We start from the raw sequence: 19,317 nt of genomic DNA, 5'->3' as shown, positions 1-19,317 counted from the left end.
CGCCGTCGGCGCTGATCATCAGCCGGGTCGCATCCGGGTAACGTTCGGCGCCGACGGCTTGCCACCAGGAGCGGATCGTGTTGACGGCGAACGCGGCGGTGTCGTGGTCGGTGCCCACGGACACCCATCCGGTGTCCGCGGCGAGGTCGTACACGCCGTAGGGGTTGGCCTTGCCCAGGGCTGGGTCGATGAAGTCGTGCACCTTCACCTGCTCGGCTATTCAGCACTGAAATACCTGCAACTGCACTCGCTATGACGGTGCAGGCACCGGCGGTCGCGACGATGCAGGCCCCAGCCGCGGCGTACCCGATGTATTGAGGTTTTCTCACCAGCGGCCCCGGTGCATGGTCAGGATGACGAGCGCGGCGACAGCCCCGAGTCCACAGACCACGAGTCAGTGGTGCGACTCGGGTGGCAGCCCCTCTCGCGGGTGCTCTCCCAGTTGACCGACTTCGGCCACAGCTACGAGGTCCACCGGGCACTGCCATACGGCCACACCCCCGACCAGGGCCGCGTTCATGGGGTGTGACGCCGGGTGCCGTCGACACACCGGCCACACCGCTGGTTCGCCCACGGCCCACAGGGCATCGACGGCTGCGTCCTGGACAATACCGGCAACCCAGACGACGGCGTCGATGCCCCGCAGTTGGGGATCCAGCGGCACTCCCGTCCTGCCTCCACTGGAGTCGGTCAGCCAGATGAATGCCGGCCGGCCGTCGCCGGCCTCACGTTGCAGCGACACCACGGGCTCGGCTGCCAGATCCGCGAGCACAGGCGCGAAGGCTCGGTCGAACCTGGCTCGGGAATCAGCGTCGCCAAGCGTCATGGGGCCGACACCTTCTTCTTGACACGTGGAGGCATGAGTTGGTGTCCCCTCCTATTCAGCAGGACGTGGGCGAACACGGGCTACCCAAGAGCGTGAAGGAGCCACTGATCTTCAAGGTTGCGCGGCCGCCATTCACGACGCCAAATGTGAAGGTGTCTCCGTAGGTGAGCTTGTCGTAATCGCGAGCGGGACTATAGGTTCCGTGCCACTGGTACGTACAGGCTTGGAGATGGGGTGCCTGCATTGACTGCGGTACACCATTGCGGGTCCAGCGCATTCCCGCCTCACTAACGCTGGTTGTCGCGATGGCACAGAGACCGGAAGCGATGTTGAATCCCCACGGGGCCGTTGTGCCGCCACAGGCATGCTGAATGTGGTATGTCCCGTTGCCGTCGCTGAAGGAGTACGCCTTGTTGCAGTGAATTAGCGCTCCAGAGGGGGCAGCGGCTGACACCGCAGGTGTCTGCTTGACCGCCCCATTTACTGACGTTGTCAGCGTTGACCTATACCGATTTCCGGGTGGCTCAGTACCCGTTCCGGCATACGCTTGGCCAGGTGCCAGAGCGCTACCAGCAAGCACAGCGGCGACAAGCAAAAACTCGAAGCGTGAATCGCCCTGACATGCGGACTCCTTCGGCTCTGCGCGGCACCCTGCCGCACGTGGTCGGGTGTGGCTAGAAGCTCCCAATCGGATGCGACGGGCATTGGCCTGACCGTACCCTTTTCCATTCAGTCTTGCCACCCGCTCCATGGAGCAATTGGATAATCGATGACCGGTGCTGCCAAAGTCCAACTCGCGCCGCTCTTGACGCCGTTCCAGGCTGTGGACGCCTTGTCACAGACCCTGCCGGCCGGCTCGGGAGCGCGACGCTGCTGACGATGATGGCGGGCCGACCGACCAAGGTCATGACGGCCGACATTCCGGCCCGGCCGGCGCCGGTGCACCCGGCCGGCGCCCGCGGCGCGGAGGTATTACCGCTCGTCAACCTTGTCGCTGGGTGTCCTCGCCGTGGCCGACGGTGAGGTCGGCTGACCAAGCCGTGGGCGGCATACGAGGCGTTCCCAGCCCGCGGGAGCTCTGTGGGACCGGTGCTTCGCCCGGTCTCCAGGCGTCAGAGGTACTGGCCGGTGTTCGCCGTCGTGATGGAGCGACCGGGCTCCCGTCCGTCCTTGCCCTTGATCAGCGTGCGGATGTAGACGATGCGCTCGCCCTTCTTGCCGGAGATGCGGGCCCAGTCGTCGGGGTTGGTCGTGTTGGGCAGGTCTTCGTTCTCCTTGAACTCCTCGACGCAGCTGGTGAGGAGGTGCTCGACGCGGATGCCCTTCTGGCCGGTGGCGAGGAACTCCTTGATCGCGATCTTCTTGGCCCGGTCCACGATGTTCTGGATCATGGCCCCGGAGTTGAAGTCCTTGAAGTAGAGGACCTCCTTGTCGCCGCTGGCGTAGGTCACCTCGAGGAACCGGTTCTCCTCCATCTCGGAGTACATCCGCTCCACCGCTGCGGCCGTCATCGCGGCGACCGTGGCCTCGCGGTCACCGCCGTGCTCGGCCAGGTCGTGCTCGTGCAGCGGCAGGGTCTCGACGAGGTACTTCGAGAAGATGTCGCGGGCGCTCTCGGCATCGGGCCGCTCGATCTTGATCTTCGCGTCGAGGCGCCCCGGGCGCAGGATCGCTGGGTCGATCATGTCCTCGCGGTTGGAGGCGCCGATGACGATGACGTTCTCGAGTCGCTCGACGCCGTCGATCTCGGCGAGCAGCTGCGGCACGATCGTCGTCTCGACGTCGCTCGACACGCCGGACCCTCGGGTGCGGAAGAGCGAGTCCATCTCGTCGAAGAAGACGACGACTGGCGAGCCCCCGGACGCCTTCTCGCGCGCCCGCTGGAAGATGAGCCGGATGTGCCGCTCGGTCTCGCCGACGTACTTGTTGAGCAGCTCCGGGCCCTTGATGTTGAGGAAGTAGCTCTTCTCGGACGGGTTGCCGGTGCGCGCGGCCATCTGCCGGGCGAGCGAGGCCGCCACGGCCTTGGCAATGAGCGTCTTGCCGCAGCCGGGCGGGCCGTAGAGCAGGACGCCCTTGGGCGGCTTGAGCGCGTGCTCGCGGAACAGGTCGGGGTGCAGGAAGGGCAGCTCGACGGCGTCGCGGATCTGCTCGATCTGCCCGGACAGGCCGCCGATGTCCTCGTAGGCGACGTCGGGCACCTCCTCGAGGACGAGCTCCTCGACCTCCAGCTTGGGGATGAGCTCGTAGACGAAGTTGGACCGCGAGTCGAGGGTCAGGGAGTCACCGACCCGGATCGTCGCGCCCGTGAGCGCCTCGGCGAGACGGCATACGCGCTCCTCGTCGCCGTGGGTGATGACGACGACACGGTCCTCGCCGAGCCGGTCCTTGACCGTCACGACCTCCCCCACGCGCTCGTACCCATGCACCGCCACGACGTTGAGCGCCTCGTTGAGCATCACCTCACGGCCGACGCCGAGCTGCTCCGACTCCACAGACGGGCTTACCGCCACGCGCATCTTGCGGCCACCGGTGAGGATGTCGACGGTGCCGTCCTGCGCGATGTCGACGACGAGGCCGTAGGTGCTGGGCGGCTGCGCGAGCCGGTCGACCTCCGCCTTGAGGGTGACGATCTGCTCGCGCGCGTCCTTGAGGGTGCGCACGAGCCGCTCGTTCTGCGTGGCAAGGTTCGTCAGCGACGTCTGCAGGTGGGCCATGCGGGCGTCGAGGTCGCGGGCCCGTTCGGGAGACTGGCGCGCGGCCGCGCGCAGCCGCTCGACCTCGGCACGCAGGTCGTCGACCTCGCTGCTCCGCGGCTGCTCCCCTGGTCGGCTTCGACCACGCATCTCGTCGGACATCTGGGCCTCCTCAGCAGTCACTTGAATGCCGTGACACCTCGACCCTAACCCGGCGGCGTCACTCCGAGTTGGAGGTTCCCGTCATGGATCGCCGAACGCGCCGGATTGTCTTGTCTGACTTGGTGCGCTCGCCGAGGGCTTCCGCCGTCCAGGCGTTGGCAGGCACGTCGAGTGCTGCGGTGGAGCCCGGCTCGCCAGCGCCGACGTCGCCCGCCGCGACCGCGCCAGCGTGGACGGTCACGGTGGCGGGTCCGTGGGCACCCTTGGCCGGCCGGCGCTTCCGCACCGGCGCGCTGACCCCCGGCGCGAGCCGACGGGTTGTGAGCAGGAACCCGGTGTGGCCGTGCATCCGGTGCTGCGGTCGCACGGCGAGCCCCTCGAGGTGCCAGCCCCGCACGAGGGACTCCCACGCGGACGGCTCGGTGTAGCCGCCGTGCCCGCGGATGCCCTCCGCGAGGCGGCTCAGCTGGGTGGTCGTGGCGACGTAGCAGACAAGCACCCCACCGGGCGTCAGCGCGTCGCCGACGACCTCGAGGCACTCCCACGGCGCCAGCATGTCGAGCACCACGCGGTCCACCGTGCCCGGGCTCACCAGCGTCGGCAGCGTCTCGACGAGATCGCCGACGTGCACCGTCCAGGCCGGGTGGTCGCCACCGAAGAATTCGCGGCCGTTGCCCCTGGCGATCTCCGCGAAGTCCTCACGTCGCTCCAGGGACAGCAACCGACCGTGCTCTCCGACCGCCCGTAGCAGGGACATCGACAGCGCTCCGGACCCGACGCCGGCCTCCACCACGGTGGCGCCTGGGAAGATGTCGCCCATCTGGACGATCTGCCCCGCGTCTTTGGGGTACACGACCGCCGCCCCCCGGGGCATCGACATGACGTAGTCGCTGAGCAGGGGTCGCAGCGCCAGGTATTCGACCTCGGCGGTGTTGGTGACGACGGAGCCGTCCGGCGCGCCGATGAGGTCGTCGTGGCGCAGGAACCCGCGGTGGGTGTGGAACTCCCGGCCCCGCTCCAGCGTGATCGTGTGCAGCCGCCCCTTGGGGTCGGTGAGCTGGACGCGCTCGCCGACCTCGAAGACGCCGCGCCGGCGATGGGCGGTGCTGACGGAGGCGGAGGCGGCGTCTGCGGTCATGTCAGCAGAGTCTAGGTGGGCACCTGCGGTGCCCTGGCCACGCGACGGACCCGCAGCGCCTCGACCTCGTAGCGGCTTTGCCGGCCCGCCGCGCCGCCGAAGAACCGCCGGCGCAGCGCTCCCTCGACGTCGACGACGTCCCCGGCCGCGAGGCGGGCCGCCGCGCGCCGGGTTGTCGAGGTCCAGCACACGACGTCGATGGTGTCGACGGTCTGGCGCCGGCGCCCCACGGTGTCGGTGGCCGCGATCGTCGAGGAACGCGCCGCTCCGGTCGGGTCTGGCTGCCCGGGCTGCTCGGATGCGTCCGGCCGCTCTGGCCGCCGTGGTCGCTCCGGTCGGGCAACGACGACGCGGAGCAGGACGATGACGTCCCCGCTCGGCAGGCTTCGCTCCTCGGCGGCGGCTGACACCCGTCCCGTCAGGGCCACCTCGTTGCGCGCCGGCGGCGCGCCCGGCCCGGGCGCCTTCGACCGTGTCGTCATGTCGTCCCCTCTTTCGGGTCAGGAGTCTGCGGACCCGTGGCCAGCGTCACCCAGGCCGGCGCCTCGGTCGAGCGCGTTCGCCTGCGCTGTGGACGAGCGCCCCGCGACCGGTCGGCCTGGGGACAGAGCCTCGGCGGCATTCCGCCTTCCCTCCTTCCGCCCGCCGGGGTCGGGCCCGCGGGTGAGGCCCCGTGCAGAAGTGGCCACTCGACCGGGGTCCGGGCCCGCGGGGTGAGGCCCCGTGCAGGAGTGGCCACTCGACCGGGGTCCGGGCCCGCGGGGTGAGGCCCCGTGCAGAAGTGGCCACTCGACAAGGGAGGGGCCCCGCGGGGTGAGGCCCCGCGGGGTGAGGCCCCGCGCAGAAGTGGCCACTCGACCGGGGTCCGGGCCCGCGGGGTGAGGCCCCGTGCAGAAGTGGCCACTCGACGGGTGGGCGTGGACCGGCACAGCCCCCTTCAGTGGCCTACTCAGCGGCGCCCCTTGCGCGCCAGCTCCGCGGCCACGACGTCGTTGACCCGCTCGGCCAGGGCCACCCCACGCACCCGCCGCGTCGACTCGTCGAGCACCACGGCGACCGCGAGGGACCGCTCCGCCATGAGCCGCACGAGGTCGGTCAGCACGGCGGTGCCGGGCACCGGCACCACCCAGTCCGGCGGCTGGGCGGCGACCACGGCGGCCAGCCGCGTCGTCCCGCGAGCCTCCAGCGGGACCGCCGCCGTCGCGGCCGGCTCGACCGTTCCGATGGGCCACCCGGTGCGGTCGGTGGCGACGATGACGACAGGCCCGGCGACGGCCGCGGCCCGGGCCAGGACCTCGGCCACCGAGGCGTCGGCAGGCGCGAGGAGGCAGGGCGCGAGCACCGGGTCGACCGGGCCCGCTGTGGCCTCGTGCACGTGCCCGGAGCGGATCGCCTCGGTGGCCCCGCGCCACAGCAGGGCGCCGATGAGCAGGGCCCACACGACGTTGGTCAGGTCCGGCTGCTCCGACTCGAGGAGCGGCCGACCCAGCGCCCACGCGACGGCAAGGACGGCGACGACGCGGCCGCTCCAGCCCGCGACGGTGAGGCCTCGACCCTTGCTTCCGGTGACGTGCCACACGAGGGAGCTGAGGATCTGGCCCCCGTCGAGCGGCAGGCCCGGCAGGAGGTTGAACACGCCGACGAAGAGGTTGGTGAGGGTGACGACGCCGACGAGGAGCGGGACCGTCGATCCCTCCACCACCCCGCTCAGCAGGTGGCCCAGCCCCGCGAGCACGAGGTTGGCGAGCGGCCCGACGACGGCGACGAGCGCGGTGGTGCCCGGCGTGCCGCGCGTCGCGTCGTAGACGGTGTGACCGCCCCACACGTCCGCGACGATCCGGTCCACGGGATGTCCCTGCCACCGCGCGGCGAGCGCGTGCGCGGCCTCATGGACGAGCACGGAGAACAGCAGCAGCACGGCATACGCCAGGGCGACGAGCACGCCGTATGCCGCGCCGCGCCCCCCGCGCGAGAGCGTCGGCGCGAAGGCCACCACGAGGAACAGGGCGATGAGCGGCCAAGACCGCCCGAGGTAGACGGGGGTGCCGGCGAGGCCGCCGAGCCGCCAGCCATGGGCGGAGGCGCGCGGCGTCGGGCTGGTGCTCATGAGGTGACCCTAGGCCACGTGGATCGTCGCCTCACGAGGCTGTCGGTGCGTCGGCATACAGTTCCAGGCATGGTCTCCGCACTGTCCCCGAGCCGCGCGTCGGACTTCATGACCTGTCCGCTGCTCTACCGCTTCCGCGTCATCGACAAGCTGCCGTCGCCGCCGACCCCGGCCACGGCGCGTGGGACGCTGGTGCACGCGGTGCTCGAGCGGCTCTTCGACCTGCCCACCGAGCAGCGCACCCTCGACGCGGCCATCGCGCTCGTGCCGGAGGAGTGGGCGCGCATCGCGGCGGAGGAGCCGCAGATGCTCGACCTGCTCGCCGAGCACGAGGGCCGGACCGACGAGTGGTTCACCGGGGCCGGCGCTCTGCTCGAGACGTGGTTCGGCCTCGAGGACCCGACCCGCCTCGAGCCGGCCGAGCGCGAGCTCTACGTCGAGACCGACGTCGACGGCCTCGTCCTGCGCGGCTACGTCGACCGGCTCGACGTCGCGCCCGACGGCGCCATGCGGGTGGTGGACTACAAGACGGGTCGTTCGCCCTCGGAGCGGTTCGAAGCCAGGGCGCTGTTCCAGATGAAGTTCTACGCCCTCGTCCTGTGGAAGCAGCGCGGCGAGATCCCCCGGCTGCTGCAGCTGGTCTACCTCGGCAACGGCGAGATCGTGCGCTACGTCCCCGACGAGCAGGACCTGCGGGGCATCGAGCGCAAGGTCAAGGCGCTGTGGGAGGCGATCCGGCGCGCCGCGGAGACCGGCGACTGGCGGCCGCGCCCGAGCCGGCTGTGCGACTGGTGCGAGCACCGCGCCCTGTGCCCCGCCTGGGGCGGGACCCCGCCGGACCTGCCGGTCGACGCGGCCGTCCGCGCGGTGGACCCCGCCGCGGCCGGTGAGCCGACCGTGGCCGATGACTGAGCCGACCGGGTCACGCGCCCGACGTGTACTCGTCCGCGACCGCGAGCGCCTCGTCGAGGATGGCCAGGCCCTCCTCGGCCTCGGCCGCCGTTGTCGTGCACGGTGGCACGACGTGGGTCCGGTTGACGTTGGTGAAGGGCCACAGCCCCCGGTCCTTGCACGCCGCGGCGAACCGGGCCATCGGCGTGGTCGCCTCCCCCGCCGCGTTGAAAGGCACGAGCGGCTCGCGGGTGGCTCGGTCCCGGACCAGCTCGACGGCCCAGAAGACGCCGAGACCGCGCACCTCGCCCACGCTCGGGTGCCGGCTCGCGATCTCGCGCAGCCGGGGGCCGATCACCGACTCGCCGAGCATCCGGGCGTTGTCGATGATGCCCTCCTCCCGGAGGGCGTTGATGGAGGCCACGGCCGACGCGCAGGCCAGCGGGTGCCCGGAGTAGGTCAGGCCACCCGGGTAGGCACGGTCGGTGAAGGTGTCCCGGACCGGGTCGGAGAGGATCACGCCGCCGAGCGGGACGTAGCCGGAGTTGACCCCCTTGGCGAAGGTGATCAGGTCGGGCGTCACGCCCCAGCGGTCGATGGCGAACCACTCGCCGCACCGGCCGAAGCCGGCCATGACCTCGTCGGCGATGAGCAGTATGCCGTGCTCGTCGCAGAGCGCCCGCACCCCCGCCAGGTAGCCGTCCGGAGGGACGAGGATCCCGTTGGTGCCGACGACCGTCTCGAGCACGACGGCGGCCACGGTGTGTGGGCCCTCGACCATGAGGGTGTCGCGCAGGTGGGCCAGGGCGCGCTCCGCCTCCTGCGCGTCGTCCTCGGAGTGGAAGGCCGACCGGTAGGTGTAGGGCCCCCAGAAGTGGACGACGCCCGGGTAGCCGGGCTCGGACGGCCAGCGGCGCGGGTCTCCCGTCAGCGTGATCGAGCCGGCCGTGGCGCCGTGATAGCTGCGGTAGGTGGCGAGCACCTTGTGCCGGCCCGTGTGCAGCCGTGCCATGCGGATGGCGTTCTCGTTGGCCTCGGCACCGCCGCTGGTGAAGAAGACGCTGCCCAGCCCCGCCGGGGCGACCTCAGTGATGAGCCGGGCCGCTTCCGACCGGGCGTCGTTGGCGAAGGCGGGCTGGATCGTCGTCAGGCGCGCCGCCTGCTCCTGGATGGCGGCGACGACCTTGGGGTGCTGGTAGCCGATGTTGACGTTGACCAGCTGCGAGGAGAAGTCGAGGTAGCGCTTGCCCGCGTAGTCCCAGAAGTAGGAGCCGCGGGCCCGGGCGATGGGCAGCGCGTCGACGGCGCCTTGCGCCGACCATGAGTGGAAGACGTGGGCGCGGTCCAGCGCACGCACGTCTGCCTCGGTCATCGCTGCGAGGCGGGACGCTGAGGTGGGCGCGCTCATCGTCGGCTGCTCGGCGCGCCGAGGTCGCCGGGGGCCTCGGCGGTTCCCTGCGGCGACGTCGCCGGTGCGACCAGGCGGGTCAGGTCAGCGGCGCTGACACCGGCCAGGGTCTCGACGTGCACGGCACCGGGGATGTGCGGCACCGGCACGACGTTGGGCACGGCGATCGTGGGCACGCCCGCGGCCGTGGCGGAGGTGACGCCGGTCGGCGAGTCCTCGATGGCGATGCAGTCCTCGGGTCGGACGCCGAGCTGACGCGCCGCGACCAGGTAGGGCTCGGGGTCCGGCTTGCCGCGCGCGACCTCGTCTCCCGTCACGAGGGAGTGGAACGACTCGTCTGGCAGCTGGCCCACGACGGCCTCGGCGAGCGACCGGTAGGACATGGTCACCAGCGCCGACGGGACGCCGAGCGCACGGAGCTCGGCGAGCAGCTGCGGCGCGCCCGGCCGCCACGGCACCTGCTCGTCGACGCGGGAGACGACCCGCTCGAGCAGGGCCTGCACCACCTCGGGGACCGTGAGCTCGATGCCCGTGCGGTCGAGGATGACCCGGGCCGAGACCTCGAGGGCGTTGCCGACGAGCTCGTGCGCGAACTCGTCCGCCCACGTGCCGCCGTGGCTCTCGACGAGGTCGTACTCGGCCGCGATCCAGTAGGGCTCGGTGTCGACGAGGGTCCCGTCCATGTCCCAGAGGACCGCAGCCGGCAGTCGCACCGTCTCCTCGTTGGCGGCATCGGTGCCCAGCAGGAAGTCCGTCATGTCGCGTTGAAGTACTTCGCCTCGGGGTGGTGCACGACGAACGCGTCGGTGGACTGCTCGGGGTGCAGCTGCAGCTCCTCTGACAGCTCGACGCCGATCCGCCCGGGCTCGAGCAGCTCCACCATGGTCACCCGGCTCTCGAGGTCGGGGCAGGCCGGGTAGCCGAAGGAGTAGCGCGACCCGCGGTGTCGTTGTCGCAGGATGTCCTCGAGGTGCAAGGCGTCCTCGTCGCCGAAGCCGAGCTCCTCCCGCACCCGCGCGTGCCACATCTCGGCGAGCGCCTCGGTCAGCTGCACGGACAGGCCGTGCAGCTCGAGGTAGTCGCGGTAGGCGTTCTCCCCGAAGAGCCTGGCCGTCTCCTCCGAGACCCGCGAGCCCATCGTCGCGAGCTGGAAGGCGACGACGTCTGGGCGGCCGTCGGCGGCATACGCCTGCTTGGACCTGAAGAAGTCGGCGATGCACAGGCGACGGTCCCGCCGCTGGCGCGGGAAGCTGAACCGCGCCCGCTCGCTGCCCTCCGGCTGACCACCGGGGCCCGTCTCGTGCCACAGGACCACGACGTCGTTGCCCTCCGAGTAGCACGGGAAGTAGCCGTAGACGACGGCCGCCTCGACGAGCGACTCCGCCTTGATCCGGTCGAGCCACAGCCGCAGCCGCGGCCGGCCCTCCGTCTCCACCAGCTCCTCGTAGGACGCGCCGTCGTCTCCCCGACCGGGCTTGAGACCCCACTGGCCGAGGAAGGTGGCCCGCTCGTCGAGGTATGCCGCGATGTCGGCGAGGGCGATGCCCTTGACCACGCGCGTGCCCCAGAAGGGCGGGGTGGGGACCAGGTTGTCCGTCGCGACGTCGGAGCGGGTCGTGTCGGCGAGGGCGCTGTCGTCGACCGGGGCCGCCTGGCTCCGGACCCGGCGCTGGCGCAGCGGTGGCAGGGCCTCCCGCAGCTCGAGCCCCGGCTGGGTCTTGGCGAGGGCGATGGCGTCCATGAGCCGCAGACCCTCGAAGGCATCTCGCGCGTAGCGCACCTCGCCCTCGTAGACCTCGGCGAGGTCGTTCTCGACGTAGGCGCGGGTGAGCGCCGCTCCGCCGAGCATGACGGGGAACCGGGCGGCCACGCCCCGGGAGTTCAGCTCCTCGAGGTTCTCCTTCATGATCACCGTCGACTTCACGAGCAGCCCGGACATGCCGATGGCGTCGGCCCCGTGCTCCTCGGCGGTGCGGATGATCTCGGCGATGGGCTGCTTGATCCCGAGGTTGACGACGTCGTAGCCGTTGTTGGACAAGATGATGTCGACGAGGTTCTTGCCGATGTCGTGCACGTCGCCCTTGACGGTGGCGAGGACGATCTTGGCCTTGGCCTGTCGCTCCGCCCCGTCCACCCCCTCGATGTAGGGCTCGAGGTAGGCGACCGCGATCTTCATCACCTCCGCCGACTGGAGGACGAAGGGCAGCTGCATCTCCCCCCGGCCGAAGAGGTCGCCGACGGTGCGCATGCCGTCGAGCAGGTTCTCGTTGATGATGTCGAGGGCGGTGCGGCCGGCGTCGAGCGCCGCCTGCAGGTCCGCCTCGAGGCCGTTGCGCTCGCCGTCGACGATCCGCCGGGCGAGCCGCTCGTCGAGCGGGAGAGCGGCCAGCTCGTCGGCCCGGGACGCCTTGAGGCTGGCGCTGTCGACGCCGGCGAAGAGCTCGAGGAAACGCTCGAGCGGGTCGTAGCCGTCCCGCCGCCGGTCGTAGACCATGTCGAGCGCCACCTGCCGCTGCTCCTCGGGGATCCGGGCGATCGGCAGGATCTTCGCCGCGTGGACGATGGCCGAGTCGAGGCCGGCCTTGACGCACTCGTGGAGGAAGACGGAGTTGAGCACCACCCGTGCGGCCGGGTTGAGGCCGAAGGAGACGTTGGAGACGCCGAGCGTGGTCTGCACGTCGGGGTAGCGCTGCTTGAGCTCGCGGATCGCCTCGATCGTCTCGAGCCCGTCGCGGCGGGTCTCCTCCTGGCCCGTGGCGATGGGAAAGGTCAGCGTGTCGACGACGATGTCGCTGACCCGCATGCCGTAGTCGGCGGTGAGCTGCTCGACGAGCCGGGTGGCGATGGCGACCTTCTTGTCCCGGGTGCGCGCCTGGCCCTCCTCGTCGATGGTGAGGGCCACCACGGCCGCGCCGTGCTCGGTGGCGAGCTGCATCATCCGGCGGTAGCGAGAGCCCTCGCCGTCGCCGTCCTCGAAGTTGACGGAGTTGATGACCGCGCGACCGCCGAGCATCTCCAGGCCGGCCTCGATGACCGCGGGCTCTGTCGAGTCCAGCACCAGCGGCAGCGTCGACGACGTCGCGAGGCGGCCGACGATCTGCTGCATGTCGTCACGGCCGTCGCGGCCGACGTAGTCGACGCAGACGTCGAGGAGGTGGGCACCGTCACGCGTCTGGTCACGCGCGATCTCGACGCAGCGGTCCCACTGGCCGGCGAGCATGGCCTCGCGAAAAGCCTTGGAGCCATTGGCGTTGGTCCGCTCGCCGATGGACAGGAACGACGCGTCCTGCCGGAAGGGCACCGACTGGTAGAGCGAGCTCACCGCCGGCTCGTGGTGGGGTCGGCGCGGCGCCACCGCGGTCCCGCCGACCGCCTCGACCACGGCCGCCAGGTGCTCCGGCGTGGTGCCACAGCACCCACCGACGAGCTGCAGGCCGAACTCGGCGACGAACTGGGTGTGCGCCTTGGCGAGCTCCTCCGGGGTGAGGGGGTATGCCGCGCCGTCCCGGGTGAGGACGGGCAGACCGGCATTCGGCATGCACGTCACGGGCACCGTGGCGTGCCTCGACAGGTGGCGCAGGTGCTCGCTCATCTCGGCCGGGCCTGTGGCGCAGTTGAGCCCGATGCCGTCGATGCCGAGCGGCTCCAGCGTGGTGAGCGCGGCCCCGATCTCCGAGCCCATGAGCATCGTCCCGGTCGTCTCCACCGTGACCTGGACGAAGACGGGCAGGTCGTCGCGGACGTCGCGCAGGGCCCGCCGGATGCCGATGACCGCCGCCTTGGCCTGCAGCAGGTCCTGGCAGGTCTCGACGAGGAAGACGTCGATGCCTCCGTCGAGCAGGCCGCGGGCCTGCCGCTCGTACGCGTCGCGGAGCACCGCGAACGGCGCGTGCCCGAGCGAGGGCAGCTTGGTGCCCGGCCCCACGGAGCCGATGACGAAGCGGGGCTTCTCCTTCGTGCTCCAGTGGTCGGCAGCCTCGCGCGCGATCCGGGCACCGGCCTCGGCGAGCTCCTCGATGCGGTCCGCGATGCCGTACTCGCCGAGGTTGGCGAGGTTCGCGCCGAACGTGTTGGTCTCGACGAGGTCGCAGCCGGCGCCGAAGTAGGCGTCGTGGACCGACCGCACGATGTCGGGGCGGGTCACGTTGAGGATCTCGTTGCAGCCCTCGTGGCCCTCGAAGTCGTCCATCGACGGGTCCTGGGCCTGCAGCATGGTGCCCATTGCCCCGTCCGCGACGAGGACACGCTGGGTGAGGAGCTGGCGGAACAGGTCGGAGCGGCTGCTCAAGACGGGACCTTCGGTCGGGGGCGGGCGAACGTGCTCGATTCTACGGGCCCGGCGGGACGGCCTGCGGTCGCCGGCCAGCGTATGGCCCACGGGCGCGACCGGCGCGCTGTTTGCCGCATAGGGTGAGGCCTAGGTCGATGGTGTCGGTGTCGCGCAGAAGGAGGGGCCGTGTTGGAGTTCATGGACGTCCCGGAGCTGAACGACCCCGTCCTCATCGCCGCGTTCGAGGGCTGGAACGACGCGGGCGAGGCCGCCACCAGCGCGGTGCGCCACCTCGCCGAGGCGTGGGACGCCGAGGTCGTCGCGGCCTTCGACCCGGAGGACTACTACGACTTCCAGGTCAACCGCCCCCGGGTGCTCATCGAAGACGGCCGCCGCGTCCTGCGCTGGCCGACGACGCGGATCCTCGTGGCCACCGAGACGGGCTTCGGACGCGACGTCGTGCTCGTGCAGGGCATCGAGCCGTCGATGCGGTGGCGTGCCTTCTCCCTCGAGCTGCTCGAGCTCGCCCAGCAGCTCGGTGTGACGACGGTCGTCACCGTCGGCGCCCTCCTCGCCGACGTGCCGCACACCCGTCCCATCCCGGTCACCGCCACGGCCGAGGACGAGGCCGTCATCCACCGCTTCGACGTCGAGGCGAGCCGCTACGAGGGGCCGACCGGCATCGTCGGCGTCCTCAGCCACACGGCCGCCGAGGCCGGCGTCCCCACGCTCTCCGCGTGGGCGGCGGTGCCGCACTACGCCGGCGGGCCGCCCTCCCCGAAGGCCACGCTCAGCCTCGTACGCCGCATCGAGTCCCTGCTCGGCATCACGGTGGCTCACGGGGAGCTCGAGGAGAACGCCCAGGCGTGGGAGCGGGGGGTCGATGAGCTGGCCCAGTCCGACGACGAGGTGGCGGAATACGTCAAGTCGCTGGAGGAGGCGCAGGACACCGCCGAGCTGCCCGAGGCGAGCGGAGACGCCATCGCGCGCGAGTTCGAGCGCTACCTGCGCGGCCGCGACGACGACCACCCCACCCGCTGAGCGAGCGGCTGGGCGCGCCGAACCCCAAGGGTGCTGCGGCCACGGCACCGGGCTGTGCTTTCGGGTCGACACCGCTCGTATGCCGCCAGCGCCGGCCCCTGAGCGCAGCCTGACGCCGCGACCGCAGCCCCTGAGCCACCCGTCAGACGCGGACGCCCAGCAGGGCGTCGACCGCGCGCGCGATGAGCCGGGGGGCCTCAGGGTGCTCCCCCCCGCGGGTCAGCGCCTGTGCGGCCCAGCGGTCGACGGCCTCGAGCGCCCGAGGGCTGTCGAGGTCGTCGGCGAGGTGCGAGCGGATCTCCTCGACCGTCTGCTCCGCGGCCGGACCGCCGTCGGACGCGAGGGCGCGCCGCCACGTCGCGAGACGGGAGGTCGCCTCCTCGAGCACGTCGTCGGTCCAGACCCATTCGGTGCTGTGATGATGGGCGAGCAGGGCGAGGCGGATGACGGCCGGGTCGACGCCCTCCGCGCGCAGCGCGGAGACGAGCACGAGGTTGCCCTTGGACTTGCTCATCTTCTCGCCGTCGAGCCCGACCATGGCCTGGTGCACGTAGCGCCGGGCGAAGGTCTCGGAGTGGCTCACCGCACGCGCGTGCGCTGCGCTCGCCTCGTGATGGGGGAAGATCAGGTCGGTGCCGCCGCCCTGGATGTCGATCGGGACGCCGAGGTGGTCGAGCGCGATGCACGCGCACTCGATGTGCCACCCGGGGCGGCCCGGCCCGAGGGAGGCGCCGTCCCAGTGCGGCTCCCCCTCGCGGTGCGCCCGCCACAGGAGCGGGTCCAGCCGGTGCCGCTTGCCCGGGCGGTCGGGGTCGCCGCCTCGCTCGGCGAAGAGCTCGAGCATCTGCGCCTCGTCGAGGTTGCTCACGCCACCGAATGCCGGGTCGCGCGTCACGTCGAAGTAGACGTCGCGGGCGACCGCCCCCCCGGCCCCGTCGACGGCGTCGGGCGCGGGCACGGCATACGCCATGCCCTCCCGGACGAGCTGCTCGATGGGGCCGACGAAGGTCGGGATGCTCTCGACGGCGCCGAGGTACTCGTCGGGCGGGATGACGGCGAGCGCGGTCATGTCCTCACGGAAGAGGGCGACCTCGCGAGTGGCGAGCTCGTCCCAGGCGACGCCGTCCCGCTCCGCGCGCTCGAGGAGCGGGTCGTCGATGTCGGTGATGTTCTGCACGTAGCGGACGGAGTGGCCCCCGTCGCGCAGGATCCGGCCGAGCAGGTCGAAGGTGACGTAGGTCGCGGCGTGCCCGATGTGCGTGGCGTCATACGGGGTGATGCCGCAGACGTAGAGCGTCACCGTCGGCCCGGAGGCGGCCGGCCGCAGCTCGCCCGAGGTCGTGTCCCGCACCCGCACCTGGGGTGCGCGGCCCGGCAGCTGCGGGATGAACGGCGTCGGCCAGGATCTCACCGGCAGAGACTATCCCGGCCGCCCGCAGGTCAGAGCGGCGGCCAGGGGACGGGCGGCCACCCGGGGCTGGGCAGCGGGTGCCGGCCCGACTGCAGGAGGCGGTGCACCCGAGCCTCGAGCGCCGCGACGTCCGCCTCGGGCAGCAGCCGCTCGAGCTCGGTGCGCACCCGGGCGCGTCCGAGCTCGTCGGAGAGCCGCGACAGCCGCGCCCGGTCCGCGTCCGGCAGCGGCTCCCCGGCCCAGCCCCAGAGGACGGTGCGCAGCTTCGGCGTGGGCGAGAAGCACACGCCGTGGTCGATGCCCCACAGGCGGCCGGTGTCGTCTCGCAGGCAGTGCGAGCCCTTGCGGTCGGAGTTGTTGAGCACGGCGTCGAGCACGGCGAGGGAGCGCACGTCGGCGAGCTCCTGGTGCACGAGCCGCACCGAGGCGCCGTGCGGTGTCTCCCCGTCGACCACCCCCACCCAGCCGCGCGGGATGCGCCGCGCCGGCACGAGGTCGACCACCCGGTCGTCAGCCACCGGGGCGAAAGGGTCACCGATCCACAGCTGCATCGAGCCGGGGCCGAGGGGGCCGTCCCGTAGCACGGTGGGCGGCACGAGGTCCCAGCCGCCGAGCCGGGACGTCAGGTATGCCGCCACCTCCCGGCCGGCGAGCGTGCCGTCGGGGAAGTCCCACAGCGGTCGCTCGCCCCGCACCGGCTTGTAGATGACATGCGCCCCGTCGTGCTCGACGAGGCGGGCGAGCACCGCGAGGTTGGACGAGTCGGCGACGCGGCCGACCACCTCCACGGGTCCGGACAGGTCGCCCGGACCGAGCAGGGTCGGCTCAGCGCTTGTAGCCATTGGCCCGCGGACAGATGTGGCCGCTCGCGTCGAGCGGCCCGCCGCAGAACGGGCACGGCGGCCGGCCGGCGGCGACGAGCGCCTCGCTCCGGCGGGCGAAGGCCCGGGCGGCGGCCGGGTCGAGCCGGACCCGCATCGAGTTGCGGGCGAGCAGGGCGGGCTGCGCCGGCCCGTCGACGCCGGGCTCCTCCTCGTCGCCGAGGTCGCCGAGCTCGTCCGGGTCGTGGTCGTGGCACTCGATGATGATGACGCGACCGTCGTCGTCCCACGAGAGGGCCAGGGTCTGGACCCGCCAGTCCTCGTCGAACGGGGTCTCGAGGGGGGCCGCGTCCTCCGGCGCGCCGCCCGGCTGCCCGGGCTCGACGGCCTCGAGGGGCGCGAGCTGGTCGAGCACGTCGTTGATCCGCTCGGCGAGCACGGCGACCTGCTGCTTCTCCAGGCCCACGGTGACGAGCCGCGCGCCGTCCCGCGCCTGCAGGTAGAACGCCCGCTGCCCCGCCGGTCCGACGGTGCCGGCGACGAAACGCTCGACGGCCTCGAAGTCGTGGAGGGTCATGGACCGACCCTATCCGAGGTGCCCGGGCCGCCCCCGACGACGGCGTCGCCCTCGGGCAGCTCGCCATCCTGCGTGGCCCGCGCCGTCGGACGCAGGCCGCTGAGGTCACCGCCCACGTCGTTGAGGCGCACGACGAAGGGCCCCCGCGACGTGTAGTGCACGACGCTGAGCGAGGCCGGGTCGACGTGCAGCCGCTGGAAATCGTCGAGCCGCGAGCCGGCCGCGTCGGCGAGGACCGCCTTGATGACGTCGCCGTGCGAGACGGCGACCCACACCGCGTCTGCGCCGTGCTCGGCCGTCACGCGCTCGTTGACCTCGCGGACCGCGTCGAGCGCGCGGTCCCACATCGCCGTGAGGGACTCCCCCTCGTATGCCGGCGAGTCGGGGAAGCGTGCCTGGCTGGGTCGCTCCTGGACGACCTTCCAGAGCTCCTCCTTGGCCAGCTCGGCGAGGGGCCGGCCGGTCCACGCGCCGTAGCGGCACTCGGCCAGCCCGTCGTGGACGCTGCGGGTGACCGGCCCCCCGAGCGCGGAGGCGAGCCGGTCGGCGGTCTGCACGCAGCGGTCGAGGGGCGACGAGACGATCTCGGCCACCGGCACCTCGGCGGCGGCGAGGCGAGCGCCGAGCGCGTCGGCCTGCTGCTCCCCCGCCGCGTCGAGGAAGACGCCGGGCGTCCAGCCGGCCAGGGTGCCGGAGCTGTTCGCGCTCGAGCGGCCGTGACGGACGAGGAGGACGGTTGGCACGGCGCCAGCGTAGACGCCCGGCCCGGCTGCGCGGCATACGGCCCAGTCAGCACCCACGGGGCAACACGTGGTGAAGTAGGCGGGTGATCGTGGACCAGGCCATCTACCGGCACGGGCAGCGCCAGCCGTGCGGCGACCTCAGCGACGAGCTCGACGCGCTGCGCACCGGCGCCGACGGGTTCCTGTGGATCGGGCTCAAGGACCCCACCGACGAGGAGTTCGCGCTCGTCAACACCGAGCTGCACCTGCATCCGCTCGCCGTCGAGGACGCCGTCAAGGGCAACCAGCGCGCCAAGATCGAGCAGTACGAGACCTCGCTCTTCGTCGTGCTCAAGACCCTGCGCTACGTCGAGCAGACCAGCGACATCGAGACCGGGGAGGTCATGCTCTTCCTCGGCGACCGCTTCGTCGTCACGGTGCGTCGCGGTGAGGGCAACCCGCTGCAGGGGGTGCGGCACCGGCTCGAGCAGGACGCCGTCGAGCTGGCCTTCGGGCCCATGGCGGTCCTGCACAGCGTCATGGACTCGGTCGTCGACAACTACGTCGTCGTCGACCGCGAGATCAAGCAGGACCTGGAGGAGATCGAGAGCGAGGTCTTCGGGGGCTCGGGTGGCGACGCCAACGTCATCTACCGGCTCAAGCGGGAGGTGCTCGAGTTCCGGCGCGCCAGCGGTCCCCTGGCGGACGCCCTCGTCGCCTTCCTCGACCGAGGCGTCGGCCGCGCCCTGTCGAACGACCTGCGCCACCTCTTCCGCGACGTGGCCGACCACCTGCGGCAGGTGAACGACCACGTCGAGGCCTACGACCGGCTGCTCACCGACATCCTGGGCGCCCACCTCGCCGGGGTCTCGGTCAAGCAGAACGAGGACATGCGCAAGATTTCCGCCTGGGTGGCGATCGCCGCGGTGCCGACGATGGTCGCGGGTATCTACGGCATGAACTTCGAGAACATGCCCGAGCTCCAGGCGAGCGTGCACGTCGGCGCGGGGGAGTTCGCCTACGGCTACTTCGTCGTGCTCGCCGTCATGGCCGCCACCTGCCTCGCGCTCTACCGGGCGTTCAAGCGCTCGGGCTGGCTCTGAGGCGGCGCCGAGCCGGTCGCCGCCCCCCCGGTCGAGTGGCCAGTTCCGTGCAGGCCCCCGCGCCGCCTCCCCGGTCGAGTGGCCAGTTCCGTGCAGGTCCCCGCGCCGACCCGCGGGCGAAAGTGGCCACTCGACCACCGGGGG

The 19,317-nt window shown here is 71.8% G+C and carries 15 protein-coding genes and 1 pseudogene; 3 read left to right on the top strand and 13 right to left on the bottom strand.

What is annotated here, in order from left to right; all coding sequences use genetic code 11:
• The 6 genes and pseudogenes from VFJ94_RS00080 to VFJ94_RS00055 all read right to left on the bottom strand — a co-directional run.
• Nucleotides 1–214 (bottom strand): annotated as a pseudogene (locus VFJ94_RS00080) (ISAzo13-like element transposase-related protein); the annotation flags it as partial.
• Between the two features lie 180 nt (nt 215–394).
• Complete coding sequence (locus VFJ94_RS00075) at nt 395–826, bottom strand: hypothetical protein (RefSeq protein WP_325002124.1); 432 nt, start codon at nt 824–826, stop codon at nt 395–397.
• Nucleotides 827–1,938: 1,112 nt separating this feature from the next.
• Nucleotides 1,939–3,684, bottom strand: coding sequence for a proteasome ATPase (gene arc, locus VFJ94_RS00070; RefSeq protein ID WP_414654521.1), 1,746 nt, complete (start codon nt 3,682–3,684; stop codon nt 1,939–1,941).
• 58 nt (nt 3,685–3,742) lie between these two features.
• On the bottom strand, nt 3,743–4,822 hold the full coding sequence (locus tag VFJ94_RS00065) for a tRNA (adenine-N1)-methyltransferase (RefSeq protein ID WP_325002123.1): 1,080 nt from the start codon (nt 4,820–4,822) through the stop codon (nt 3,743–3,745).
• A gap of 11 nt (nt 4,823–4,833) precedes the next feature.
• The gene (locus VFJ94_RS00060) at nt 4,834–5,304 is read right to left on the bottom strand and encodes a single-stranded DNA-binding protein (protein WP_325002122.1); all 471 of its coding nucleotides are present in this window, start codon (nt 5,302–5,304) and stop codon (nt 4,834–4,836) included.
• Between the two features lie 467 nt (nt 5,305–5,771).
• Nucleotides 5,772–6,929, bottom strand: a complete 1,158-nt coding sequence (locus VFJ94_RS00055; RefSeq protein ID WP_325002121.1) for a site-2 protease family protein — start codon at nt 6,927–6,929, stop codon at nt 5,772–5,774.
• 69 nt (nt 6,930–6,998) lie between these two features.
• Here VFJ94_RS00055 and VFJ94_RS00050 point away from each other — a divergent pair, with 69 nt between their 5' ends.
• Nucleotides 6,999–7,841 carry a PD-(D/E)XK nuclease family protein gene (locus VFJ94_RS00050; protein ID WP_325002120.1) on the top strand — a complete coding sequence of 281 codons (843 nt, stop codon included), beginning with the start codon at nt 6,999–7,001 and terminating at the stop codon, nt 7,839–7,841.
• 10 nt (nt 7,842–7,851) lie between these two features.
• On the opposite strand, the gene VFJ94_RS00045 is transcribed toward VFJ94_RS00050, so the two are convergent.
• From VFJ94_RS00045 to metH, 3 genes are read right to left on the bottom strand one after another with little or no spacing between them, the layout of a single operon-like run.
• Nucleotides 7,852–9,228, bottom strand: coding sequence for an aspartate aminotransferase family protein (locus VFJ94_RS00045; RefSeq protein ID WP_325002119.1), 1,377 nt, complete (start codon nt 9,226–9,228; stop codon nt 7,852–7,854).
• Nucleotides 9,225–9,986 (bottom strand): HAD family phosphatase, encoded by a 762-nt coding sequence (locus tag VFJ94_RS00040; RefSeq protein WP_325002118.1) that lies wholly within the window; start codon nt 9,984–9,986, stop codon nt 9,225–9,227. Before VFJ94_RS00040 ends, VFJ94_RS00045 begins: the two co-directional genes overlap by 4 nt.
• A complete protein-coding gene (gene metH / locus VFJ94_RS00035) occupies nt 9,983–13,516 on the bottom strand; it encodes a methionine synthase (protein WP_325002117.1) in 3,534 nt (1,177 codons plus the stop codon). The genes VFJ94_RS00040 and metH overlap by 4 nt, the downstream gene beginning before the upstream one ends.
• A 168-nt stretch (nt 13,517–13,684) precedes the next feature.
• Between metH and VFJ94_RS00030 the strand changes: the two genes are divergently transcribed.
• Nucleotides 13,685–14,539, top strand: a complete 855-nt coding sequence (locus tag VFJ94_RS00030; RefSeq protein WP_325002116.1) for a PAC2 family protein — start codon at nt 13,685–13,687, stop codon at nt 14,537–14,539.
• Between the two features lie 142 nt (nt 14,540–14,681).
• Here VFJ94_RS00030 and mshC read toward each other — a convergent pair whose 3' ends face one another.
• From mshC to VFJ94_RS00010, 4 genes are read right to left on the bottom strand one after another with little or no spacing between them, the layout of a single operon-like run.
• The gene (gene mshC / locus VFJ94_RS00025; RefSeq protein WP_325002115.1) at nt 14,682–15,950 is read right to left on the bottom strand and encodes a cysteine--1-D-myo-inosityl 2-amino-2-deoxy-alpha-D-glucopyranoside ligase; all 1,269 of its coding nucleotides are present in this window, start codon (nt 15,948–15,950) and stop codon (nt 14,682–14,684) included.
• A 29-nt stretch (nt 15,951–15,979) separates the two neighbouring features.
• Nucleotides 15,980–16,792 carry an SCO1664 family protein gene (locus tag VFJ94_RS00020; protein WP_325002114.1) on the bottom strand — a complete coding sequence of 271 codons (813 nt, stop codon included), beginning with the start codon at nt 16,790–16,792 and terminating at the stop codon, nt 15,980–15,982.
• Nucleotides 16,776–17,348: a DUF3090 domain-containing protein gene (locus VFJ94_RS00015; protein WP_325002113.1), complete on the bottom strand. Its 573-nt coding sequence runs from the start codon at nt 17,346–17,348 to the stop codon at nt 16,776–16,778. The genes VFJ94_RS00020 and VFJ94_RS00015 overlap by 17 nt, the downstream gene beginning before the upstream one ends.
• Nucleotides 17,345–18,091: an MSMEG_4193 family putative phosphomutase gene (locus VFJ94_RS00010; protein ID WP_325002112.1), complete on the bottom strand. Its 747-nt coding sequence runs from the start codon at nt 18,089–18,091 to the stop codon at nt 17,345–17,347. The genes VFJ94_RS00015 and VFJ94_RS00010 overlap by 4 nt, the downstream gene beginning before the upstream one ends.
• Nucleotides 18,092–18,174: 83 nt before the next feature.
• Here VFJ94_RS00010 and corA point away from each other — a divergent pair, with 83 nt between their 5' ends.
• A complete protein-coding gene (corA, locus tag VFJ94_RS00005; protein ID WP_325002111.1) occupies nt 18,175–19,173 on the top strand; it encodes a magnesium/cobalt transporter CorA in 999 nt (332 codons plus the stop codon).
• Nucleotides 19,174–19,317: the final 144 nt, after the last annotated feature.

Origin of the sequence: Intrasporangium sp. (assembly GCF_035688975.1) — a bacterium.
Classification (GTDB): domain Bacteria; phylum Actinomycetota; class Actinomycetes; order Actinomycetales; family Dermatophilaceae; genus CALMNV01.
The sequence above is the reverse complement of the archived record's forward strand: the minus strand, read 5'-3'. Positions and strand labels throughout refer to the sequence as shown.

Coding starts and splice junctions, on each gene's coding strand:
- VFJ94_RS00040 (WP_325002118.1), bottom strand. CDS start 9,986: ATGACGGACTTCCTGCTGGGCACCGATGCCGCCAACGAGGAGACGGTG.
- VFJ94_RS00020 (WP_325002114.1), bottom strand. CDS start 16,792: ATGGCTACAAGCGCTGAGCCGACCCTGCTCGGTCCGGGCGACCTGTCC.
- VFJ94_RS00055 (WP_325002121.1), bottom strand. CDS start 6,929: ATGAGCACCAGCCCGACGCCGCGCGCCTCCGCCCATGGCTGGCGGCTC.
- VFJ94_RS00015 (WP_325002113.1), bottom strand. CDS start 17,348: ATGACCCTCCACGACTTCGAGGCCGTCGAGCGTTTCGTCGCCGGCACC.
- VFJ94_RS00065 (WP_325002123.1), bottom strand. CDS start 4,822: ATGACCGCAGACGCCGCCTCCGCCTCCGTCAGCACCGCCCATCGCCGG.
- VFJ94_RS00045 (WP_325002119.1), bottom strand. CDS start 9,228: ATGAGCGCGCCCACCTCAGCGTCCCGCCTCGCAGCGATGACCGAGGCA.
- VFJ94_RS00060 (WP_325002122.1), bottom strand. CDS start 5,304: ATGACGACACGGTCGAAGGCGCCCGGGCCGGGCGCGCCGCCGGCGCGC.
- arc (WP_414654521.1), bottom strand. CDS start 3,684: ATGTCCGACGAGATGCGTGGTCGAAGCCGACCAGGGGAGCAGCCGCGG.
- VFJ94_RS00050 (WP_325002120.1), top strand. CDS start 6,999: ATGGTCTCCGCACTGTCCCCGAGCCGCGCGTCGGACTTCATGACCTGT.
- VFJ94_RS00075 (WP_325002124.1), bottom strand. CDS start 826: ATGACGCTTGGCGACGCTGATTCCCGAGCCAGGTTCGACCGAGCCTTC.